This window comes from Frateuria sp. GZRe12, assembly GCF_051900535.1.
Taxonomy (GTDB): Bacteria; Pseudomonadota; Gammaproteobacteria; order Xanthomonadales; family Rhodanobacteraceae; genus Frateuria_A.
Genome location: NZ_JBHZGI010000005.1, coordinates 191,214 through 212,786 on the forward strand (window position 1 = coordinate 191,214; position 21,573 = coordinate 212,786).

18 protein-coding genes and 1 pseudogene are annotated in these 21,573 nt (G+C 66.8%); 6 read left to right on the forward strand and 13 right to left on the reverse strand.

What is annotated here, in order from left to right; all coding sequences use genetic code 11:
• Positions 1-2: 2 nt before the first annotated feature.
• From ACFWZ4_RS13095 to ACFWZ4_RS13105, 3 genes are all read right to left on the reverse strand, one after another.
• Positions 3-1,565, reverse strand: coding sequence for an SAVED domain-containing protein (locus ACFWZ4_RS13095; RefSeq protein ID WP_439705120.1), 1,563 nt, complete (start codon positions 1,563-1,565; stop codon positions 3-5).
• 496 nt (positions 1,566-2,061) lie between these two features.
• Positions 2,062-2,919: a ribonuclease H-like domain-containing protein gene (locus ACFWZ4_RS13100; RefSeq protein WP_439705121.1), complete on the reverse strand. Its 858-nt coding sequence runs from the start codon at positions 2,917-2,919 to the stop codon at positions 2,062-2,064.
• Positions 2,916-5,327, reverse strand: coding sequence for a DEAD/DEAH box helicase (locus ACFWZ4_RS13105; protein WP_439705122.1), 2,412 nt, complete (start codon positions 5,325-5,327; stop codon positions 2,916-2,918). Before ACFWZ4_RS13105 ends, ACFWZ4_RS13100 begins: the two co-directional genes overlap by 4 nt.
• 164 nt (positions 5,328-5,491) lie before the next feature.
• On the opposite strand from ACFWZ4_RS13105, the gene ACFWZ4_RS13110 reads away from it, so the two are divergent.
• The 3 genes and pseudogenes from ACFWZ4_RS13110 to ACFWZ4_RS13120 all read left to right on the forward strand — a co-directional run bounded on the left by ACFWZ4_RS13110 (position 5,492) and on the right by ACFWZ4_RS13120 (position 7,804).
• Positions 5,492-6,460, forward strand: a complete 969-nt coding sequence (locus ACFWZ4_RS13110; protein ID WP_439705123.1) for an SOS response-associated peptidase family protein — start codon at positions 5,492-5,494, stop codon at positions 6,458-6,460.
• Between the two features lie 483 nt (positions 6,461-6,943).
• Positions 6,944-7,294, forward strand: a pseudogene (locus ACFWZ4_RS13115) (2'-5' RNA ligase family protein); the annotation flags it as partial.
• 273 nt (positions 7,295-7,567) lie between these two features.
• Positions 7,568-7,804, forward strand: a complete 237-nt coding sequence (locus tag ACFWZ4_RS13120) for a hypothetical protein (RefSeq protein ID WP_439705124.1) — start codon at positions 7,568-7,570, stop codon at positions 7,802-7,804.
• A 36-nt stretch (positions 7,805-7,840) separates the two neighbouring features.
• Here the strand turns inward: ACFWZ4_RS13120 and ACFWZ4_RS13125 are convergent, their stop codons facing one another.
• Positions 7,841-8,602: a S1/P1 nuclease gene (locus ACFWZ4_RS13125; RefSeq protein ID WP_439705125.1), complete on the reverse strand. Its 762-nt coding sequence runs from the start codon at positions 8,600-8,602 to the stop codon at positions 7,841-7,843.
• Positions 8,603-8,668: 66 nt separating this feature from the next.
• Positions 8,669-8,962, reverse strand: coding sequence for a 2-hydroxyacyl-CoA dehydratase (locus tag ACFWZ4_RS13130; RefSeq protein WP_439705126.1), 294 nt, complete (start codon positions 8,960-8,962; stop codon positions 8,669-8,671).
• 198 nt (positions 8,963-9,160) lie between these two features.
• Between ACFWZ4_RS13130 and ACFWZ4_RS13135 the strand changes: the two genes are divergently transcribed.
• Positions 9,161-9,643, forward strand: coding sequence for a LexA family protein (locus ACFWZ4_RS13135; RefSeq protein ID WP_439705127.1), 483 nt, complete (start codon positions 9,161-9,163; stop codon positions 9,641-9,643).
• The gene (locus ACFWZ4_RS13140) at positions 9,643-10,932 is read left to right on the forward strand and encodes a Y-family DNA polymerase (protein ID WP_439705128.1); all 1,290 of its coding nucleotides are present in this window, start codon (positions 9,643-9,645) and stop codon (positions 10,930-10,932) included. The genes ACFWZ4_RS13135 and ACFWZ4_RS13140 overlap by 1 nt, the downstream gene beginning before the upstream one ends.
• A 1,124-nt stretch (positions 10,933-12,056) precedes the next feature.
• Here the strand turns inward: ACFWZ4_RS13140 and ACFWZ4_RS13145 are convergent.
• The 8 genes from ACFWZ4_RS13145 to rfbB all read right to left on the reverse strand — a co-directional run bounded on the left by ACFWZ4_RS13145 (position 12,057) and on the right by rfbB (position 20,237).
• Positions 12,057-13,757, reverse strand: a complete 1,701-nt coding sequence (locus ACFWZ4_RS13145) for a hypothetical protein (protein ID WP_439705129.1) — start codon at positions 13,755-13,757, stop codon at positions 12,057-12,059.
• A gap of 95 nt (positions 13,758-13,852) precedes the next feature.
• Positions 13,853-14,011, reverse strand: a complete 159-nt coding sequence (locus ACFWZ4_RS13150; protein ID WP_439705130.1) for a hypothetical protein — start codon at positions 14,009-14,011, stop codon at positions 13,853-13,855.
• Between the two features lie 95 nt (positions 14,012-14,106).
• A complete protein-coding gene (locus ACFWZ4_RS13155) occupies positions 14,107-14,481 on the reverse strand; it encodes a hypothetical protein (protein WP_439705131.1) in 375 nt (124 codons plus the stop codon).
• A gap of 30 nt (positions 14,482-14,511) precedes the next feature.
• On the reverse strand, positions 14,512-16,698 hold the full coding sequence (locus ACFWZ4_RS13160) for a TIR domain-containing protein (protein ID WP_439705132.1): 2,187 nt from the start codon (positions 16,696-16,698) through the stop codon (positions 14,512-14,514).
• Positions 16,699-16,809: 111 nt separating this feature from the next.
• The gene (gene rfbD, locus ACFWZ4_RS13165) at positions 16,810-17,739 is read right to left on the reverse strand and encodes a dTDP-4-dehydrorhamnose reductase (RefSeq protein ID WP_439705133.1); all 930 of its coding nucleotides are present in this window, start codon (positions 17,737-17,739) and stop codon (positions 16,810-16,812) included.
• A complete protein-coding gene (rfbC, locus tag ACFWZ4_RS13170) occupies positions 17,736-18,293 on the reverse strand; it encodes a dTDP-4-dehydrorhamnose 3,5-epimerase (RefSeq protein ID WP_439705134.1) in 558 nt (185 codons plus the stop codon). Before rfbC ends, rfbD begins: the two co-directional genes overlap by 4 nt.
• The gene (gene rfbA, locus ACFWZ4_RS13175) at positions 18,290-19,177 is read right to left on the reverse strand and encodes a glucose-1-phosphate thymidylyltransferase RfbA (protein WP_439705135.1); all 888 of its coding nucleotides are present in this window, start codon (positions 19,175-19,177) and stop codon (positions 18,290-18,292) included. Before rfbA ends, rfbC begins: the two co-directional genes overlap by 4 nt.
• Positions 19,178-19,187: 10 nt before the next feature.
• On the reverse strand, positions 19,188-20,237 hold the full coding sequence (gene rfbB, locus ACFWZ4_RS13180; RefSeq protein WP_439705136.1) for a dTDP-glucose 4,6-dehydratase: 1,050 nt from the start codon (positions 20,235-20,237) through the stop codon (positions 19,188-19,190).
• A gap of 159 nt (positions 20,238-20,396) precedes the next feature.
• Between rfbB and ACFWZ4_RS13185 the strand changes: the two genes are divergently transcribed.
• A complete protein-coding gene (locus ACFWZ4_RS13185) occupies positions 20,397-21,560 on the forward strand; it encodes a trans-sulfuration enzyme family protein (protein ID WP_439705137.1) in 1,164 nt (387 codons plus the stop codon).
• Positions 21,561-21,573: the final 13 nt, after the last annotated feature.

The following is a 21,573-nucleotide window of genomic DNA, read 5'->3' on the forward strand; positions in this document are numbered from 1 at the left end:
CCTCAGGGTTGCAGGGATTGCTCTTGGCCATGCCCACTCACGAGCTCTCGCACAACCTCAGAGGTGAGTTCGATGGTCGGTTTAAAGGAGGAGTCGACGCCGCCAGCGACCGCCTCGTACATCACGTAATTCGCCTGATGGCGTGCTTGCATCTTCTGACCCAGCACCACGACGGCGGACGCGGGCGCGACAGCGAACACGTGAACTCGATTGACCCGCCACTCGTCCTGCAGAACACGGACAGCGTCGTCGATCGCCTCCGTGATTAGCTGCAGGTCTCTCGGGTGCCGGATGCAGTGGATGCTTGGTGCATCGATCGAAATGCGCAGGCCCGGTAGGGCGAGCTCCCCGCCCGACGCGCAATGGTTTGGCAGACGCGCGTAGCTGACCGTGGCCGTTGGATCCAGGATGAGGATCGCCTCACGCTCGCCCGGATCGGGCTCGCGAAGCCTCGTGACCTTGAATTTGTCGGGCGCTGGCTCAACGGAATCGGAGGGCCACGCCCAGCGGGACTCCTTGGCCGGCGTGTTGCGGTGGGGCTGGAAGACATGCACGCCCGCTGTGTCGCCGAGCACGCGGCCCGCCAGTGCGAGAATGGAGGTCGAGTGCTGAGGGAACACGGCGATGTGGGGGCGCGCGGCGCCGTGCCGGCTGCCATCGAGCAACCCTTGGAGGGCAAGGAGGTCGCGTTGGAACTGACGGAACGCGGTCGTCCAGTACGCCATCTCGTGGACGTTATGCTGAGTCCCGCCCGGGTCGAAGAAGCGCTGCGGCTTGAGCTCGCCTGTGCGTAGCTGGCGGCCCCGTAGGGCCTCGTGCGCGTCATGCATCGAGAATTGTGCGGGTTGCCCGGCGATGTTCCCGGTCACGCAGAGCAGCGACACCTCGGGATAGCGCAGCGTGTCGAGCAGGCGCTTAACCTCGGCGATGTTGTCTTCGCGCATCTTCCGAAGGACATCGGTCGGATATGACTGAGGCTCGACCTTGTCGATGCGGCGATGGCAGGCATCGCACAGCAGGAGAATGTTTGCCGGATCAGCGGCGAGCCTAGCCGACTGGACGGAATCGCCGCGCGGGCCATCGGGCGAGGAAGCGACGATGTGCGCGAAGTAGCCAAACCGGCCGATAGTCGCCGTGGCCTCGTGCCAGCGAAGGTCCTGTCCGCAACCCGCGAACTGGCAGCGCCATCCTGCCTGGTAGCCCAACTCATCTTTCTGCGCTGCGGTAATGTCGCCCTGTCGACCCGACGCGGTGACCACGTTGGCCGTCTTAAGCCAGTCCTTGATGCCCTTTGGCGTCGAGACCTTTATATCGACGTTCGCGATGTCCGCCGTCAGCGGATCACCGTCCACCGAAGCCCAGTACATCCTGCCAGGAAGCCGGCGGGCGGCAGCCTGGGACTTGGACCCAAACTCACCCGATGCGGTCCGCGACCAGGGCGCGGTGTCGTCCAAACGCTCGAAGACCAACACTGTGAACGCGTTCGCGACTACAAGTACGTCGCCATTCCCAGTGGCCGCACGCTCCAATTCGAGCGCGAGGGCGTTGTCGTCAAGGGCTGGCACTGGAGGTTCCGCTGGTGCCATGGCCGCACCGCCCGGTGGGGGCTCCAAAGTTGGCGTTGGCATTACCCCTTGGCCTTCCATTCCAATATCTCCCGTGGCGCGGATGCAGGGCTAGGCCCCCCGTGTTGTGGCGGACGCACCCATAGAACGCGATATGAGCGCCGTCACGCAAACTTCAAGGGGTCTTTGCATTGTGCTAACAAAAACCGTCGACGTGTCTCCGTAGGCGCGCCTGGCGCCCTAGCTGGCGGCGGCGCCGAGAGGTGCTTGAGTGCGACCCATCGGTCGAACCAGGTCATCCGCACCCCCTACTCCTGCCGTCGTACCCGACGCTCTCAACGCTAGGCGCCTGAGTCTTCGGCTGCCTGCCTGGGGCACTCAGCGCTTCGATCGCCTGATGCGTCTCAGCCCGCTGCAAAGCCTTCGAGGCGCTACTACTTCAGCACCAGATCCAAGCGCTCCATGGCCGCTGCTGGCCGAAGCGGGCGTCAGGTATTTACGCAACCTGTTCTGCGGCCGGCGGACATGCGCCGAGTCCCGAAACGCGCAGGAGCACGCCCGCCAAGCTGCGAAGATCCTGGGCATTGTGGTGAGCCACGCGACGCAGATTGGTCGCCGGTCCGCCTCGGAGATATGCAAGCCAAGCCGCTGGCGCTTCCGATCCTGGAAGGTCGTCGTCGCGTACCACGCCGAGGAGCTGCCGCTCAGCAGTCGCAAGGCGACAGTTCTCCCAGATACCTTTCCAGCGCCGACGGACAGGATGGAGCAGGTCTAGATGACCGAGGCCGGTGAGCGGGTTGGGTAGCCGCGCTAGGCGATAGCGGGTAGCGAGCAGGGGCGCGTCGTAGCACTTACCGTTATAGCTGACGAGTACAGTGTCGTCGCGAAGCCATCCGGCAAAGGCGTGCAACATAGCCCTCTCAGCGGCCATGGTGGTGATAGTCAGCTGGCGCATTCGGAAGCGGCCGTCCGCCTGCCAATGAGCCGCGCCGATCATGAACGCTCGGGTTCCGGTACCGCCGGCGAGCCCAGTGGTTTCCGTATCGAAATGCATCAGTCGGCCGCTGGCGACCGGCTCACTCCAGCGAGCGAACGCGGTGTCGATCACGGGCGGCGGCGGGAGCCAGTCCACCACCGCTTCGGTGAGGAACAGTCCGCTTGCGATCTCTTCGCCGGGCACGAAGCGATCCGTCGACGACACACGCGGTTCCGCGCACAGCAGCCGCGAGCGGCCGTGGATCAGCCGCAGCACATTGGCGGGCAGGGCTGGTTTCGGCGCCGCCGTCGGAGCCGCGGGTACAGATAGCCCGGATTGCGCGCGCAGGTGGCGCAGCCGCTCGGCCAGCGCGCTCACAGGGCCCCCAGTAGGCTCAGGACCCGCAAGGCCAAGGCCTTGGGCGTGTCAGCGGCCGCCTCGTCCGCGGCCAGAATCGGTCCGACGCAGGCCGGGCAGCCGGCCATGCAGTCGCAGCGCTCGACCAGCGTCATGGCAAGGCGGACAAGGTCCTCACGCCGCTCGAACAACGGCGCGCTCAGGCCCACGCCGCCGGGAAAGGCGTCATAGAGATAAACCGTCGGGGTGAAGGACGCATCGGGCGCCAGCGCCGTGGGCTGTCCATCCATCCCGCGCAGCTGGCCGCGGCCGGCGATCTCCGAAGCGACGAACCACGCCCCGTCAGCACTGCCCACCGACTTCTGCAGGTCGCGCGACTCAGCCATCACGGCGACCGTGGCGACGATGTGCAGCGCATAGGCGGCCCCGAGGAAACCGTCCAGCGCCTGCTGTCGGCCATCGAAAGCCTGTTCGAGCTCGCGCTGGGCAAGCTGCCACCAGACGGCGGTCGTGTGCAGCTCCTGATCGGGCAGGTTGACCGGGCCGTAGCCGATGTTCTCGTGGGTGTAGTAGCGTATCTTCTTGTAGCCGGCCACGCGCCGGACCACGTGCACCTCACCGTGGTGGGCGTCACCGCGTCCCGCGCTGGAGCTGCCAAAACAATCGAGCACCTTGAGCTTGGTGTAGTCGATGGCGTCGGTGTAGTAGTCGACGTGGGTGCGCGTCACGAATGCCTTGCGGCCCTCCCAATCGAGCCGCTCGACCTGGTAGGGCACCGACTGGATCATGTGGATCGCCCCTTCGTAAAGCGTCACCGGCACGGCGGTGTAGTCGACCTCCGCAATGATGGTTTGTTTGCCGCCGCTGCGATCGACGACCACGAAGTTGCCGTCAGCCACGCTGCGCAGCGAGACGGCGTTGGCCGGATAGCTGTCGGCGATCCACTCCCAGCGGTCGCCCTCGCGGTGCAGCACGCCCTCCTCACCGAGCACTTCCAGCCAGGGCGTGGCCGCACCCTGCCCGAATACCTCGTCGCCCACGAACGGAAGCTCGAAGGCAGCGCAGCGTATATGGTCAAGCAGGATCAGCGGCTGGTCCGCCGCGATGCGCGCATGCTCGGGTGGGGCGCCTTCGAAGAACTCCGGATGGCGCACCAAGTATTGGTCCAGCGGATCGCTGCTGGCCACCAGCACGCCGAGCGCCGGCTGCTGGCGCCGGCCGGCCCGGCCGAAACGCTGCCAGGTAGCCGCCATCGAACCGGGATAGCCGTTGAGCACCACGACATCCAGGCTTCCGATGTCCACGCCAAGCTCGAGCGCGGAGGTGCTCACGATGCCGTCGATGTTTCCGGCGCGCATTTCCCGCTCGGCGGCCCGGCGTTCGGTGGCTAAGTAGCCGCCGCGGTAGGCGCGGATGCGCGGCGGCTTGCGTGGGTCGTGGTCGAAGACGTCCTTCAGGTATTTGGTCAGGACCTCGACCATGGTGCGACTTTGAGCAAACACCAGTGTCTTCATGCCGGCCTTGATAGTCAGGCGGGCGATCCGGTTCGTCTGCGAGCGTGCCGAGGCGCGCAGGCCGAGATCCGGGTTGACGACCGGCGGGTTCCAAAGCAGCACGTGCTTGTCGCCCGAGGGCGCGCCGCTTTCCGTGATGGCGGTGACCGGGTGCTCGATCAGCGCCTCGGCGTGCTCCCTGGGGTTGCCGATGGTCGCCGAACACATGATGAACTGCGGAGTGACGCCGTAGAACGCACAAACGCGTTTGAGCCGCCGGATCACGTTAGCCACGTGCGAGCCGAACACGCCGCGATAGGTATGCACCTCGTCGATCACCACGTAGCGCAGGTTCTCGAAGAACTGCGCCCACTTGGTGTGATGCGGCAGGATCGCCTGGTGCAGCATGTCGGGATTGCTCACCACGATGTCGCCGTGCAGGCGGATCGCCTGGCGGGCGTCGCCCGGCGTATCGCCGTCGAAGGTGAACGCTTTGACCCCAAGCTCGCCCGCCTTGTTGAGCTCCAGCAGCTCGGCGACCTGATCCTGCGCCAGCGCCTTGGTCGGAAAAAGGTACAGCGCCTTCGCGCCCTGCTGCATGGCAGCACTGATGACCGGTAGGGTGTAGCAGAGCGACTTGCCCGAGGCCGTCGGGGTCACAATCGCTACCTGGTCGCCGCGTTGCGCCGCGGCCCAGGCCTCGGCCTGGTGGCTGTAGAGCGCCTCGATGCCGCGCGAACGCAGGGCCCGGGCCAGTGCCGGCGGCAGGCCTGTAGGCAGGGGCGCGAATGAGCCCTCGCGGCCGGGCACAACGAAGGCACCGGTGATGCGCGCGGCGTACCGTTTGGAAAGGCGCTGGGCAAGCGCGCGTCCGTCGCTGGGGCCGCGTAGCACCAGATCGTCAGAGGCCTGGTATCGGTCTGGAAGAGCGTTCAATGGAAGAGCCGCCTGTGTTCTTTGGCGGCAGTACATGGGGAGCGCGTCTCGCCAAGTGAGACTGTCACGCTCTCGGGTGCATGAAGCTCAGAGAGGGTGCCGTTGTCCGCGCCCCTTCGACATGCGGTCAGTATGCTGGTTATCCCACGCCGTGAGCCTTCGCCATGTGTTACTCCGCCCAGATCAAGGCCGACTATGTCCGCTACGTGCGCCACTTTGGCGCAACGATCAGTCTGCAGCGATTCACCGAACTTTTCTGGGAACGCCGCCGGGACGGTACGTGGACGAAGATCCCGAAGGCCTTGCGCGAGAGCTTCCGGCATCCGGACAGCGAAGCCGGCTTTGAACTCGCCAAACTGGTGGCTGAGGGGGATCGCGAGTTGGAGCAGCGCTACCGGGAGGACCTGGTGGCGCAGCGGGAGCGTCTGACCAAGGCGGAGGCGGTGCTGGCTGGCCCAAAGCCGACCAAGAAGGCGGCTGAGGACAAACGCATCGCGACCAATAAGATCGCTGCGACAGAGGCCAACCTGGCAGCGCTCCAGCGGCGCGACCTGGTCGATGACGACGCCCGCATCTATCCGGGCTCGTATGCGCCTGTGCTTATTGAGCGCGATGGGCAGCGATTCGTGGTGCCCATGCGCTACCAATGCCGCATGCCCGGCTGGAACGCGACCGTGGAGCGCAAGTATCCGGGCACCTACAATGCAAGACGCGACAAGCTGGAGGAATCCTGGGGCCAGCTCTTCGGTTACCGCCACGGCATCCTAGTCATCACCCGCTTTTATGAGAATGTGGCGCGCCACCGGCTGGAGGGCAGGGAGTTGGCGCCGGGCGAAAAGGAAGAGAACGCGGTACTAGCCTTCGACCCGCAACCGCCCCAGGACATGCTGGTGGCCTGCCTGTGGAATGTGTCCAAGGGGGCGGACAACGGCTCCGACCTCTTCACCTTTGCCGCCATCACGGATGAGCCACCTCCCGAAGTCGCGGCCGCAGGCCACGACCGCTGCATCATCCCCATCAAGCCCGAGCACGTTGATGCCTGGCTAAACCCGGCAGTGGCGCCCCGCGAGGCGCTGTACGCGATCCTGGATGATCGAGCGCGGCCGTACTACCAGCACCGACTCGCGGCTTAGCCTGCCGGCGTTCGAGTCGACGGCGTAAAATCGAGCCATGACTGAGCCCACCGCCGTAGGTCGCCGCCGCTATCCGCACACGCACGGGTATTTCCCCGAGCGGGGGCATATAGAGGCTGCTCCCGACCGGGAGTTGCCGTGTACCTGCACGAACGGGTGTCCGAGCCGCTGCGCCGGTGAGTGTGGCTGCAAAGCGTGCGAGCAGGCCTTTGTCGAGTTTTGTGACGTGGCCGGGTTCTACGGCCCAGGCGAGTTCGACGAGGCCGCAGCGCTGACGGCCTACCGCGAGGTGCACGCATATGGCGGCATTTCTGGCGGTACTGACGCCTGAAGCCGACACCGTTGTCGGGCAGCTGCGCGAGCGCTGGGACCCGTCGGTGCGGCGCGGACTGGGCGCGCACATTACCCTTCGCTACCCGTTTCTCCCGCTCAGCGCGCTGAGCACGCGCGACCGGAAAACGTTGACGGACGCGGTCGCCTCCGTGCCCAGCTTCCCTTACACGCTGGCGCGCGTTTTCCAATTTCCCGTCGACGGTCTTCCTCGACCCGGAACCCGTGTCACCGTTTGCCGCCCTGCGTTCCGCGGTGGATCAGGCGTTCGAGCGGCGACTGCCGGAGGATCCGTTCCCACGGTATGCGCCGCATCTGTCGGTTGCACGCCAAGTACGGAAAGACCGCACAGAGGTCATGGAAGCGCTTGGCGCAGCTCTGGCCGGCAGCGGTGGTGGTGCGATTCACGCAACCTGCAAGGCGGTCGTGCTGCTAGAGCGAACAGGTGGCGGCCCATGGCAGGTACAACTGGACTTGCCGCTCGGCCAGCCTCGCCTTGGTTGAGGGAACCTGGCCCCGCCAGGGACCCGCACCTTCATGCCATCGGGCCTTGCCATCGAGAGACGGTGTGCTACCAGGCCGTGCGCGGAAGAAGTATCGGTGTTGCCCTACAAAACGGGGAGCGGGCGCCTGATAGGCCGCCAATGCAACACGCAACAAGCTATGGCTGCCCCGCGAGTCAGGTCCAAGGCGACAGGGAGTCAGGCGCGAGCCGACGATGGGATGTCCAGGCGCGGACCGATGACCGGGGTTCCTTCCTACTCTTGAGCATGACCCATGCGGTTTGTCTTTTCCGTCGAAGAGAGCGCTGTGGGCTGGCGCGTGCGTGAAGGTAAGTCCGGTGTCGCCGAAGGGCTCACCTTGGGCAAGGCCATCACACGTGCGCGACAGCTAGGCCGCGAGCTTCACGAACGCACGGGGTTGGCGGTCACCGTCGAGTTGGTCATTCCCGAGAAGACGTTGCTGTTGGTGCAGTATCCGCGTCAGATCACGGAAGCGACGGCCGCGGCCTAAAGCTTGGGGTGCGAGGCAGCGAGTTGCCGTCAGCCCTTAGCCCAAGAGGCGGTTGAGGATGGCGGCCAAGCGCAATCCGGCCTGTCCCAAGCGCCGCTCGACCACGGGGCGCCACACACGCACGTAATCGACGCCGACCTTGCGCGGCGGGTAAAAGCCCGGCGAGCCAACCAGCGCTCCGCTCTCGTGAACCCAATCCTCGACGTCGCCACCGGTCGGCGCATGGGGTACGTCCATCTCAACGCGGCGCGCCAAATCGGTCGGTGCCAGCCCGAACGTCTCGATCAGCCCCGTGTCCCAGATGTGGTGCAGGTTCGATCCGCGTCCCTGCCAACGCGCCTGATACGTATTGCCGCCCTTGTCGTCGCCGTAGCCGGCATGCAACGGCTGGTGGGCGTCACCCACCAGATGGACCACATAGCGCAGTGCCTTTGCCCGATCCTCGTCTGAGGCATGGCGGTTGCCCAGCACCAGCTCTTGACGTTTCAGCGCAGCAACCAGGCACTGGTCGCCGCCGGGACATTGCTCGGGCGTGTAGTGAAAGTCCGAACCGCGTGGAAAATTGACGTAGTGCCACTTGCCCGTGGCGGGGTTGCGGTGCTCGTCGGCCCAGGAGGCGATGGATTCCAACGTGGCGCCTGGCTCCAAGCTGAGCAGTCGCTGGATTTCCGCGTGGGCGGCGGGCGTCAGGTGATCGGCAGCAATCCGGGCGACGACGGCATGGCCTTCGCGACCCCATGCGTAAAGATGGGTGGCAGGCAGGAGGAGGGCGAGAGCCAACAGGAGGCGTGTATTCATCACGCCATGGTAGCGGCTGGTCGACAGGACCTCGGCGCCAGACAGCGCGTTTGGGGCCGCGCAGGTCTAGCGCGTACGGGCTGCAATGAGTTGCTGCAGGTAGGCGATCCCTTCCTCTTCCGGAAAGAAGGTCACGACGTCCGCGACTGTCAGACCGTAGCGCTTCCTGAGTGCGAGAAACTCTTCCTTTGCGAGTTCCATGGGCGTCTTGGAAGGGCGGCTCGCATCAAGGGCCGCCAGTTCGGCCTGAAAACGGCGGAAAGCGTCGGTAGGTATGGTCATGGGCGCATTCTCCCATGCGGCTGGACGGGCGATCACTTGATCGATGACGCGGGTGAGAGGCCCATCGGCCTCGAGCACGTCAAGACCTGAGACCCAAGGTACCGCGCGGGCTAGGTGGCCAATCTCGCGTTGTGAGCCAGACTGCGTGGTAGCTTTGATTTCTGTCCCAGAAATCAAACAAGCATGAGCACGTCCAGCAACAACCGCGGGGGCACTCGCCCCGGCGCCGGCCGGCCCGGCGCCCCTTCCCAGCGTATCCGCGTCCCGGAGCCCCACGTGCCCGTGGTGCTTAGCTTGATCGACCGTCTACGCAGGGAGGACGCCGAGGGCGTCGAGCACCTCGGCACCGTCGCCGAGGCCAGCCCCTGGCTGCTCCGACACTTCACCGAAGTGCCATGCGGTTTTGCGTCCCCCGCGGAAGACTATGAAGAGAGCCCGATCGACCTCAACACAGTGGTGATGGATCCGCATCACCGGGAGGCGACCTACCTGGTCCGCGCCAAAGGCCACTCGATGACGGGCGCAGGCATCAACGATGGCGATGAGCTGGTGGTCGATCGCGCACTCGAGCCGCGTAATGGCTCCATCGTCATCGCCGTCTACCAGGGCAAGGCCACCTGCAAACGCTTGCGCTACATGGCGAACGGGCGCCCCTACCTGAAAGCTGAGAATCCTCACTACGAGGACCGCGTCATCGCGGAAGGCGACGAATTCGAGATCTGGGGCGTGGTTCGGTACGCCTTGCACAAGCTCATCTGATGGCCACGCGCTTCGCGCTCGTAGACGTCAACAACTTCTACGTCTCCTGCGAGCGGTTGTATGACCCCACGCTACTCGGTGTTCCCACCGTCGTGCTCTCCAACGGCGACGGGTGTGTCGTCGCGCGATCGGCCGAGGTAAAGGCGCTGGGAGTTCGCATGGGGACCCCTTGGCACCAGATGCAGGACCTGGTGCGACAGCATGGCATCCAGTACCGGTCTTCGAACTACACCCTCTACGGGGACATGAGCCGTCGAACGATGAGCGTGATCGGCCAGTTCGTGGCGCGCGAAGACCAAGAGGTCTACAGCATTGACGAATCGTTCCTGGATCTCCGTCGCTACCCGCACGCAGACGGTGCGGCACTCGGCAGGCAGATCCGCCAGCGTGTCGCGCAGTGGTGCGGGCTGCCGGTATGCGTCGGCGTGGGCGCCACGCGCACGCTCGCCAAACTGGCCAACCACTTGGCAAAGAAGCGGCCGGAGTTCGGTGGGGTGTGCGACCTCACTGCCATGGCTGTTCGGGACTTCCACGACCTCACTGTGACGGTCGCCGTCGGCGACGTCTGGGGCATCGGGGGCAAGCTCTCGGCCCACTTGAACAGCATGGGCATCGACACGGTGCCCCAGTTGATCCAAGTCGACCCCAAACGCCTGCGGGAACGCCTGGGCGTGGTGGTCGAGCGCACGGTACGCGAGCTGCAGGGGATCGCCTGCCAAGGGCTGGACGTGGTCGAACCGCGCCAGCAGATCATCGCCTCGCGGTCGTTCGGCGAGCCGGTATATGCGTGCGAGGACCTGAGGGCCGCCGTGCAGACTTACGTGGGTCGCGCGGCCTACAAGCTGCGGGGGCAGGGGAGTCGGGCGGGCACGTTGAAGGTCTGGCTGGAAACCAACCGCTTCCGACCGCAGGATCCGCAATACCACCCGTGTGCCGGCGTGCGCCTGCCAAACCCAAGCGATGATCTGGCCGCGCTGACGCGCGCCGCCGATGTCGCGCTCGCCCGGATTTTCAAAGCCGGCTACCGCTACACCAAGGCCGGTGTCATGCTGGAAGACTTGGCAGACCAAGTGCACGTGCAAGGTGGCTTGTTTGATGCGGCGGCGGCAAGCCCCCGACGCCAAGCCCTGATGGCGACGCTCGATCGCATCCACGCTCGTTTCGGGCGCACGGAAGTTGGCATGGGGCTCGCAGGGGTCAAGGCAACGAAGGGATGGACGATGCGGCGCGGGCGACTCTCTCCGGCGTACACCACCGACTGGGGCCAGCTCCTGGTGGTCGAGGCGTAGCGCCGTGAGGGGTACTGCGGGTCAGCGTTAGGCCAAGTTATCGGGGGTAGGAGGGTCGTCTGCTTTCGACCCGGAGCGGACACGTCGGCAATTTCTGTCCATATGTCGATTGAGAGGTTTGCTTGGCAGTACCTGTCCGCTTCTGGCCGATAGCAGCCGCCTAGCCAGCCTGCTATGTTGCTTCCTGACAGGCGTTCACCAGAAGGCACTAGGCATGAACTACAACCTGGCTGATTTCAAGCTGGACGTACGCATCGGTGCGAGGCGGGCGCTTCGAGACCTCTTTGCACCGGTCGTAGGACTCTCCCGTTGGGTTCTGCGGTGTGCAAATGAAGCTGCGGACCGGAACATTCGCGAGGCTCGCGAGATGTGCCGGCGCCAATGAGCGGCACGAGTAGGCCTGCAACGCGCACATTTCGCCGAGAGATACCTGAACGTGGCAAACAGCTCTCCGCCCCTCACCCGCCTAGAAGGCAGCTGGTACCTCAGCTTCATGAACTACGCAGCCACTGGCGAGGGTGTAACGTCGTGCCTGGTTGTAGCCGGAACCGCCGAGGCTGCAGAGCGGTTGCTTAGGGAGAGGCTACCTAAGTACTTCCATCGCGGCATCGTAACGACGCCGATCAACGCTTCTGCGAGCGCGGAGGCTCAGGCGATGTTTCAGTGGATCCCTGCTGCCGCAAGTAAGGTTTTGCGGGAGATTCCAGCGGGTACGGGGCATTACTTCGCCGAGATTCACTACAACTTGACTTGACTCAGGAAGGGACGAGCATCCGCTGCTAACCGTAAGCGGACGTCAATGAGTAAAGGGCGTGGCTTCTGATCCACGTGGGCGTCGTTACAAGCATGGCTTAGGTGACGTTCCCACTAACTTGCGGTCACAGAAAAACCCCGCAGAAGCCTGCGGGGTTTTTGACGGAGCAGTCTCGGCTAGCGCCGCCGGCTAAGGCTTGATCCAGGCGAAACAACATTGCTGGCCTGTTTAGTGAAATTTGACTCTATTTTCTTCACCAGCTTGGCGTTCCGATGAACAGGGCCGGGGGTTTGGACTCTTTCCTTCCACATATGCGGCACGCGGCCGACGGTCACTCGCCGTCTCAGGACCGGGTGACTTGGACTTTATTTTAGGTCGGACCAATCGGTCCGTGCTCGACCTGCCGTTCGCGCTGCATCAAGGTCCACTCCGCGTGCTCGGTCAGCGCGGCATGGCCGAGCGCGCGCAGGATGGAGCGTTGTTCGGCCGGGTCGTCGGTCTGGTCCAGCGCCGCGCGCGCGGTGCCGAGGATGCGCTCCATGAAACGGTATTGCTTGAGCAGCACCTTGTCGGCCTTGCGGTAGGCGTACGCTTGGCGCACCGCGGCAATGATCGAGAGGATGCCCATCACCGCGACCAGGCCGGCCTTGGTGTCTTCCTCCAGTCGCAACGCGAACACCGCCAGCAACACGCTGATCGACACGCCGCCCCACAGGCTCAGCGCGCCCAGCGCCTCGGTCACGCGATGCAGGCCGGCGCATTCGATGCTCTTGCGCTCGTAGTAATACAGCTGGCCCGAGCGGCCCGGCTCGCCCACCCACTCGGCGATCACGCCGGCCAGTTCCGCCGCGTTCGCCGGCGGCGCGTGGCTGGGTGGCAGGCCGGAGGCCCGCATCACGTTGCGTATCCAGCCCAGCTCGACGTTCTGGCGCTGCAGGAAGTCATCGTGCGCGAAGGCATGGTCGCGGGTCAGCGAGATGCCGGCGCGACGCCAGTACGACTGGATGCGCAGCCCTTCGGCCAGCGCCCTGTAGTCGAGGTACTTGCGGTGCCAGCCGCGGCGCTTGGCGATCGCGGTCATGGTGGTACCGAGCGCGAACAGCAGCAGAAACAGGTAAATCAGGTAGTTCTGCGCCGCGAAGTGCGCGTAGCAGGTGAAGGCGATGCCCATCAGGGCGGCCAGCGTGTAGATGGTGCGCATGGCCAACAGCACGCGATGCTGGAAGTGCATGGCCAGCCAGTCCGCCTCGCGGAAGGTGCGCTCGATGCCCATGCGGGCCGTGGCCGGTGCCGCGGGATCGGCGTGCACGCCAGGGCGTGTCGATGCATCGATCGCGTCGGCGTACGTGGTGCACTCGTCGTTGAACTCGGCCATGCGGTCGAACATCAGCCGGAACGGTGCCGGCAGGTGGTCTTCCGACGTCGCCGCCAGGGCATGCCGCCAGCTCGCCGTGACCCCCGGGCGCGCATCGTCGGCCAGGTCCGACCGCCCGCAGAGCACGTGGTAGAGCAAGCGCTCGTCGCCCGCGACCAGGATGTGATGCGGGTCGCGGTCCTCGCTGGGCGGGCCGGGCAGGGTGCCGCGCAGGTGGTAGCGCACGATCTGCGCGGTGCCGCCAAGGCGGTCGGAGGGCTGGCCGTCCCAGATCGCCAACAGGACGTGGCAGTGGCTGGCGATGTACACGCCCGCCTGCGCGTATTGCTGGTCGCGCGCGGTGCCGGGGTTGCCCACCTCGCGGTGCGAGTGGCCCTTGCGCACCGGCAACGTCATCACCTCGGCCTGCCGGCACAGGGCCTCGAAGCGCGTGCGCGCCGCCGCGTCGGTGAAGTCTTCCACATAGAGCTCGCGCGGCAGCGGCAGCGGGGCGATCAACCGCGCGCCTTGCGCCAGCGCCTCCTCCGCCACCAGCTGGTCGCCGCCCTCGGCCAGCGCGGAGAGCACCACCAGCGGCAGCGACGGCCAGGATTCCCGCAGCGTCACGAACAGTTGCCCCACGACCGCGCGGACGGCCTGGATGTCGGCCGGCGGCAGGTCCCGATGGCTGGTCACGCCGATCACCAGGGGCGTCATGGGTGCTCCAGGGCTTGCGGCCGGAGCCGCCACGGCGGCCGGGGGGCCGGCCGCCGTTCCTTGCGCAACCGCCGTTCGGCTGCGCGGCGAGTGCGCTAGCTGGTGCGATTGATGATGGTGGGATCGCGCGTACTGGCCGTAGCCAGCGAGTCTTCCGGAATCTCGAGCTCCTCCGGCGGGTTGTCGGGTGGTTTGCGCTCGGCGGTCGACTTCGGTTCGTCCGGGGTGCCCTGGGTGGTGCGTGGCTTAGTCATGGTCAGCCTCCGATGGGCCTGGCGGCGGCCGGCACGGCCGCCGTGTGCGTGTACGTCTTGCGTCGTTATGCGCTGGTGATGCCGGTGCGACGGGATCAGTTGTTCTTGATCGATGGATTGGTGGTGGTGCCGGTGGGTATGGTTCCCTGCGTGGAGTATTCCTGGCCGTCCAGCGTCAGGCTCAGGCTGTAGATCCAGGTGCCGGCGGAGTCCCGGCCGTCGTTGAGGTCGGTCATCGTCATTCGCTGGCCGTTGGCGGCCACCTCGGGCGGACCGAAGATGCCCTCCGGCGGCGGCTCGACCCACTGCAGCGGCAGCAGGTCGCCGCCGGCGGCGTTGCCGGTCAGCTCCCACGCCAGTGTCTGTGGTTGCGGGCTGCGCCCGACCTGGTTGGCGTTGCCGTTCTGGTCGATGTCGACCAGCCAGGGCGTGGTGGACTTGTCCAGACTGACGCTGAGCATGTGATCCATGGTGTTCTCCCGTGGGATGGTGGTGGTCGGTCAGCGCGCGAGTGCGAGCGCGCGCCGGTCGAGGACGTCTTGCAGACGTTGCTCGAAGGCGGGGTTGGGTCCGAAGGCGATGCCTGCCCGCGCCAGCCGCCGGACCAGCGCCGGTTCGCGGTAGCCCGAGGACCACAGCCGTCGGACCAGCGGCCGGGCGTCGTCGATGCGGCCGAGAGCCAGCAGGGCGTCGACCTGCGCGGCGAGCAGGCGCAGGTCGCCAGCACCGCTGCCGACCCCGCGCAGGTCATGCAGGGCGGTCAACCGCAAGCTTTCGGCCTCCTTGCCGGTCCGCAGGTCGGCCAGTTGCAGGCGGGCGCGGACGGTGGCCAACAGCAGGGTGCGCTCGTCCGGCTGGTCGGCCAGCAGGGGTGTGAGCACCGCCAGCGCGGCCTGCGCGTCGGCCCGCGCCTGGTCGGGATGCCCGGTTGCCTGCAGCCATGCCGCGCGCTCGATACGGGCCTCGGCCAGGTCCTGCTGCCAGCCGGTGTTGCTCGGATCGTGCCGCGCCAGGTCTTCGAGCGTGCGTGTGGCGCGCGCCAGCAGGGCCCGGGGCGAGCGGGTGTCGCCCTGCGTGCGCCGCAGACGGGCAAGCTGGGTCGAGTACAGGCCGAGGCTCTCCCTGGCGTCGGTCAGGCTGGGATCGAAGCGGTGGATGTCCTCGATCACCGCCAGCGCCTCCCCGGTCTCGCGGTCCGCCTGTTCGACGCGCCCGGCCAGGGCCAGCGTGCGGGCCAGGATGGCGCGAACGCGCGCCATGTTCTGGTGCTGGCCGTTGTCCTGCGGGTGGGCCTGGCTCAGCTGCGTTTCGATCGCGTCGTCCGCCGAGTATTCGTCGATCGCGGCAAGGAGGTCGCCGCGCATCAGGGCCATCTTCCCGAGGTTGTTGTGCGCCTCGCCCAGGTGTTCGAGCCACTCGCTGCGCGGCGAGGGGCGGGCGGCCAGCAGGCGGCAGCGTTCGAGCATGCGCTGGTAGTGCACGGCGGCTTCGTCCAGGTGCCCCCCCGCTTCCAGGACGTGACCGATGTCGTTGTCCAGCGTGCTCAGTTCGAACAGCACGCGCGGGTCGGTGCGCGCCGGCGCGCCCAGCCGCTCGAGCGTGGCCTGCGCCGCGGCGAAGTAACGCCCGGCCCCTTCGAGGCGGCCCTGGTACCAGTCGCTCATGCCGAGGAAGGCCTGCACCCGCGCATAGGCAATCTGCCGCTCACGGTCGGCCGGCGCCGCGCGGGCAAGCGCCCGCGCCAGCGGCTCGGCGGCCCGGTACGCGCTCGTGGCGGCGGCCAGGCGCCCCTGGTCCAGCCGCACGCTGCCGATCTTCTCCAGCGCCTTGGCCCGTTGTTCGAGCACGTCGTCGGTCACGTCCGTAGCGGGCAGCGACTGGAAGTAGGCCATCGCCTTGTCGTCGACGGCCTCCAGGATGTCCAGCCGCTGCACCTGCGCCAGCTTGTCGTTGAGGTCGCCGAGCATGAAGCCGATCAACGCCTCGGCCTGCTTCTGCCGGCGCTCGGCGGTGCGGCGGGCGATCATCGCGTCGATCGCCAGCAGGGTGGTCACAAGCATCACCAGCGTGGACAGCGCCGCAACCACTGCGAGTCGCCGGTTGCGCCGCTGCAGTTCGCGCCGGCGCAGCTGGTCCAGTTCCAGTCCGAGCAGGCCGGCAACGAGCTTGAGTTTGGCCGCCTGTTTGCCGTCCTTGCCCGAACGCACGTCGGCGGCGATCGGCTCGTCCTGTTCCGCATCGGTGTGGCCGTCCAGAGGGCCGCACAACGCTGGGGAAAGGCATTCCTCGGCGGATTGTCCGGCCGGCGCGTTGGGTTCGCCGGCGACGATGAGGCAGAAGATTCGATCGTTGCGGCCGAGCCGCCGGAACGCACGTATCTCGGCGCCGACCCAGCGCGAGGCGGCCGCCGCCGGGGAGCACACGACGATCAGGTTGGCCGATTGCGCCAGGGCTAGGTCCACCTTGTGGCCCAGGTCGTGGGAACTGGCCAGTTCCTCGCGATCGCGGAACACGGGCGCGATCCGCCGCGGCACGATGCCAGCGTCCGTGACCTGGCCCACAAGGCGCGAGGGCACGCGGTAGGTTTCCAGGGCGCGATGGAGCCACTCCGCCCAGCGCCGGTCGCGGTGGCTGTAGCTGATGAACGCGCGGTAGCGGTATTCGCCTTCGGCGGAAACCTGGTTCATGGCGCACGACCCTTTTGCGAGTCGCACAGTCCCCTGGCGCTGGCGGCCGGCGGAACCTAGCACCGCGCGCGTGATGCCGGCCTCACGATGGGGACGGCAGCGTACCGCCGGTCAGGGTGCCTGGTCGGCCAACCGGTCCATCACTTCGCGCAGGACCTCGCGCCAGTCGGGTAACGGACGTGCGAGCCACTGGCCCAGGCCGGTGTTGTCCAGCACGGACCAGGCCGGGCGACGGGCGGGCGTGGGGTAGTCGGCGGTCGCGATCGGGAGCACGCGGGGCTTGTGGGCGAGCAGGCCTCGCGCATGGGCTTCGTCGAAGATCGCGCTGGCGAAGCCGTGCCAGCTGGTGTGGCCGCTGGCGACAACGTGATGCGTGCCGCGCAACGAGGCGCGCGCGTCGGGTCGAGCGAACCAGTGGTCGAGCAGCGCCAGGCTGGCGTGCACGATCAACGCGGTGGAGGTGGGCGCGCCTTGCTGGTCGGCGACCACGCGCAACTCCTCACGCTCGGCCCCCAGGCGCAGCATGGTGCGCAGGAAGTTGTGGCCGTGTGGGGCATATACCCACGCCGTGCGCAAAATCAGGTGGTCGGCGCCGCTGGCGCGCAGCGCCGCTTCGCCGGCGAGCTTGCTGCGACCGTAGGCGCCCAGCGGGCCGGTGGGCGCCTCGACGGGGTAGGGCACGTTGGCGCTGCCGTCGAACACGTAGTCGGTCGAGTAATGAAGCACCAGCGCATCGTGCGCAGCGGCCCACGCGCCCAGTTCGCCGACGGCTTCGCCGTTGACGCGCAGGGCCAGCGCTTCTTCCTGCTCGGCGCGGTCGACGGCGGTGTAGGCCGCGGCGTTGACGATCACGTCCGGGCGCAGGCGGTCCAGCTGCGCGTCCAGTCCGGGCACGGCCAGGTCGATCGCTTCGGCGCGCTCGCCGTCCCACAGGGTGCCGTCGCGCGTGGCCACGAGGAGTTCGCCGCGAGCGGCAAGGCCACCGTCCTCCACGAAGCTGCGGCCCAGCTGGCCGTTGGCGCCCAGCAGCAGGATTTTCATGGCGCGTAGACGGGGAGGCGCTCGGGCGGCACGTCCTTCAGGAACGGTGCGCGGAGGTCCTTGTCCGACAGCAGCGGGGCGCTGACCGGCCAGTCGATCGCGATCTCCGCGTCGTTCCAGCAGATCCCCGCGTCATGCTCGCGCTCGTACAGCGCGGTGCACTGGTAGCTGAAGGTGGCGAACTCCGACAGCACGCAGAAGCCATGCGCGAAGCCTTCGGGAATCCAGAAATGCCGGTGGTTATCGGCCGTCAGCATCGCGCCGACCCAGCGTCCGAAGGTGGGCGAGCCGCGGCGGATGTCCACCGCCACATCGTAGACCTCGCCCTCGAGCACGCTGACCAGCTTTCCCTGCGGGTTGGGCCACTGGTAGTGCAGGCCGCGCAGCACGCCACGGGCCGAGCGCGAGACGTTCGACTGTACGAAGCGTACGTCGATGCCGGCCTCGCGATATTTCGACTCGTTGAAGCTCTCGTAGAAGAAACCGCGCGCATCGCCGAACACCTGCGGCTCGATCACCACCGCGCCGGGGATGGCCGTCTGGATGACCTTCATCGCACCAGGCCCTGGTTGACCAGGTTTTTCAGGTACTGCCCGTAGCCGGTCTTGGCCAGCGGCTCGGCCAGGCGCAGCAACTGCTCGGGGCCGATCCAGCCCTTGAGGAAGGCGATCTCCTCCGGGCAGCACACCTTCAGGCCCTGGCGATGCTCGATGGTCTGGATGAAGTTGCCCGCCTCCATCAGCGACTCGTGAGTGCCGGTATCCAGCCATGCGTAGCCGCGGCCGAGTTGCTCCAGGTGCAGGGCGCCTTCGCCCAGGTAGCAGCGGTTCAAGTCGGTGATTTCCAGTTCGCCGCGGGGCGAGGGCTGCAGCGAGGCGGCGAAGTCGCAGGCACGCTCGTCGTAGAAATACAGTCCGGTGACGGCATAGTTGGACTTGGGTCTGGTCGGTTTTTCTTCCAGCCCTACCACGCGGCCGTCACCATCGAATTCGGCCACGCCGTAGCGTTCCGGGTCGCGCACCCAATAGCCGAACACCGTGGCGCCGCGCTCGCGCGTCGCCGCGCGCTGCAGCCGCTCGGTCAGGCCCACGCCGTAGAAGATGTTGTCGCCCAGCACCAGGCAGCTGGGCGCGCCATCGAGGAATTCGCGGCCGATCAGGAAGGCCTGCGCCAGGCCGTCCGGCGAGGGCTGCACGGCGTAGTGGATGTCCATGCCCCACTGCGAGCCGTCGCCCAGCAACCGCTGGAACAGCGCCTGCTCGTGCGGCGTGTTGATCATCAGCACGTCGCGGATGCCGGCGAGCATCAGGATCGCCAGCGGGTAATAGATCATCGGCTTGTCGTACACCGGCAGCAGCTGCTTGCTGATGCCCTGGGTGATCGGATACAGCCGCGTGCCGGAACCGCCGGCCAGGATGATGCCCTTGCGTGCGCTCATGCGTGGCTCCTCACGATCCCAGCCGTTCCATGCGGTAGCTGCCGTCCAGCACGCGCTGTACCCACAGCTGGTGCGCCAGGTACCAGTCGACGGTGTGTGCCATCCCGCTCTCGAAAGTATGCGTCGGTGACCAGCCGAGCTCGCGCTGGAGCTTGCCCGCGTCGATGGCGTAGCGGCGGTCGTGGCCCGGGCGGTCCTTGACGAAGGTGATCAGCGATTCGCGCGGGCGGCCGTCGGCCAGCGGCCGGCGCGCGTCGAGCAGCGCGCAGATCGTCTTGACCACGGTCAGGTTCTCGCGTTCGGCGTTGCCGCCCACGTTGTAGGTCTCGCCCACGCGGCCGGCCTCGAGCACCCGGCGGATCGCGCTGCAGTGATCGCCCACGTAGAGCCAGTCGCGGATGTTCAGGCCGTCGCCGTAGACCGGCAGCGCCTCGCCGGCCAGCGCCTTCTGGATCACCAGCGGGATGAGCTTCTCGGGAAACTGGTAGGGCCCGTAGTTGTTCGAGCAGTTGGTGGTGAGCGTGGGCAGGCCGTAGGTGTGGTGGAACGCGCGCACCAGGTGGTCGGAGGCCGCCTTGGATGCCGAATAGGGCGAATTGGGCGCGTACGGCGTGGTCTCGCTGAACTTGCCCTCGGCGCCGAGCGAGCCGTACACCTCGTCGGTGGAAACGTGCAGGAAGCGGAAGCCCTCGTGCGCCGCGCCCTCCAGGCCGCGCCAGTAGTCGCGGGCGCCTTCGAGCAGGCCGAGCGTGCCGACCACGTTGGTTTCCACGAAGGCGGCCGGGCCGTCGATCGAACGGTCCACGTGCGATTCGGCGGCGAAGTTGACGATCGCCAGCGGCCGGTGTTCGGCCAGCAACCGTGCCACCAGCGCGCGGTCGCCGATGTCGCCCTGCACGAACAGGTGCCGGTCGCTGCCTTCGAGCGAGGCCAGGGTGTCGCGGTTGCCGGCGTAGGTCAGCTTGTCCAGGTTGACCACGCGCAGGCCGTCGGCGACCGCCTGCAGCACGAAATTCGCGCCGATGAAGCCGGCGCCGCCGGTGACGAGCAAGGTTTCCATGGGGTCCGTTCGCGTTCTTCCAAACCCCGCATTGTGCCATCGACGTCCCTTCGCCGGGGCCCGGGCGAGGCTTCCGGCTGATGAAAATTAAGGAAAAAGCGGGCTTCGCGGTTAAGATGGCAGCCCCATCATCGCCGGCTACCCCGCCGCTCCCACGCCATGACCAAGAAGAACGCTGCCCCTCTCGGACTCGGAACGCGGGCGATCCATGCCGGCCAGCACCCCGACCCGAGCACCGGCGCGATCATGACGCCGATCTACGCCACCTCGACCTACGTGCAGGAGAGCCCCGGCAAGCACAAGGGCTACGAATACTCGCGCACGCAGAACCCGACCCGCATGGCGTACGAGCGTTGCGTGGCGGACCTGGAAGGCGGCGTGGCCGGTTTCGCTTTCGCCTCCGGGCTGGCCGCGGCGGCCACGGTGCTGGACCTGCTCGACTCGGGCAGCCACGTCATCGCCATGGACGACCTGTACGGTGGCAGCTACCGGCTGTTCGAGCGGGTGCGTCGTCGCTCGGCGGGCCTGGATTTCGATTTCATCGACCTGAACGACGCCAAGGCGCTGAAGGCCGCGCTCAAGCCCAACACCCGCATGATCTGGGCCGAGACGCCGACCAATCCGATGCTCAAGCTGGTCGACCTGGCCAAGGTCGCCGCCTTCGCGAAGAAGCACGGGCTGATCCTGGTGGTCGACAACACCTTCTGCTCGCCGATGGTGCAGCGGCCGCTGGAATTCGGCGCCGACCTGGTACTGCATTCGGCCACCAAGTACCTCAATGGCCATTCGGACATGGTCGGCGGCATCGTCGTCGCCGGCAACGGGGAACTGGCCGAGCGGATGGCTTTCCTGCAGAACTCCGTCGGCGCCATCGCCGGTCCGTTCGATGCCTTCTTGGCCATGCGCGGCCTGAAGACCCTGCACCTGCGCATGCAGGCGCATTGCCAGGGCGCGATGGAACTGGCGCAATGGCTGGAGAAGCATCCGGCGGTCGAACGGGTGATCTACCCGGGCCTGAAAAGCCACCCGCAGCACGCGCTGGCGCGCCGGCAGATGCACGGCTTCGGCGGCATCATCACGATCGAGGTCAAGGGCGGCCTGCGCAAGGCGCGTCGCATGCTCGAGCGCTGCGAGCTGTTCGCGCTGGCCGAATCGCTCGGCGGCGTGGAAAGCCTGATCGAGCACCCGGCGATCATGACCCACGCCTCGGTGCCCCCGGCCAACCGCAAGCGACTGGGCATCAGCGATGGCCTGGTGCGGTTGTCGGTGGGCGTGGAGGACGTGCGCGACCTGCGCGACGAACTCGCCTTCGCCCTGACTTGAGACCGGCTGTCCG

Coding starts and splice junctions, on each gene's coding strand:
- rfbC (WP_439705134.1), bottom strand. CDS start 18,293: ATGAAGGTCATCCAGACGGCCATCCCCGGCGCGGTGGTGATCGAGCCG.
- ACFWZ4_RS13150 (WP_439705130.1), bottom strand. CDS start 14,011: ATGACTAAGCCACGCACCACCCAGGGCACCCCGGACGAACCGAAGTCG.
- rfbA (WP_439705135.1), bottom strand. CDS start 19,177: ATGAGCGCACGCAAGGGCATCATCCTGGCCGGCGGTTCCGGCACGCGG.
- ACFWZ4_RS13125 (WP_439705125.1), bottom strand. CDS start 8,602: ATGAATACACGCCTCCTGTTGGCTCTCGCCCTCCTCCTGCCTGCCACC.
- ACFWZ4_RS13185 (WP_439705137.1), top strand. CDS start 20,397: ATGACCAAGAAGAACGCTGCCCCTCTCGGACTCGGAACGCGGGCGATC.
- ACFWZ4_RS13120 (WP_439705124.1), top strand. CDS start 7,568: ATGCGGTTTGTCTTTTCCGTCGAAGAGAGCGCTGTGGGCTGGCGCGTG.
- ACFWZ4_RS13160 (WP_439705132.1), bottom strand. CDS start 16,698: ATGAACCAGGTTTCCGCCGAAGGCGAATACCGCTACCGCGCGTTCATC.
- ACFWZ4_RS13145 (WP_439705129.1), bottom strand. CDS start 13,757: ATGACGCCCCTGGTGATCGGCGTGACCAGCCATCGGGACCTGCCGCCG.
- rfbB (WP_439705136.1), bottom strand. CDS start 20,237: ATGGAAACCTTGCTCGTCACCGGCGGCGCCGGCTTCATCGGCGCGAAT.
- ACFWZ4_RS13110 (WP_439705123.1), top strand. CDS start 5,492: ATGTGTTACTCCGCCCAGATCAAGGCCGACTATGTCCGCTACGTGCGC.
- ACFWZ4_RS13155 (WP_439705131.1), bottom strand. CDS start 14,481: ATGGATCACATGCTCAGCGTCAGTCTGGACAAGTCCACCACGCCCTGG.
- ACFWZ4_RS13140 (WP_439705128.1), top strand. CDS start 9,643: ATGGCCACGCGCTTCGCGCTCGTAGACGTCAACAACTTCTACGTCTCC.
- rfbD (WP_439705133.1), bottom strand. CDS start 17,739: ATGAAAATCCTGCTGCTGGGCGCCAACGGCCAGCTGGGCCGCAGCTTC.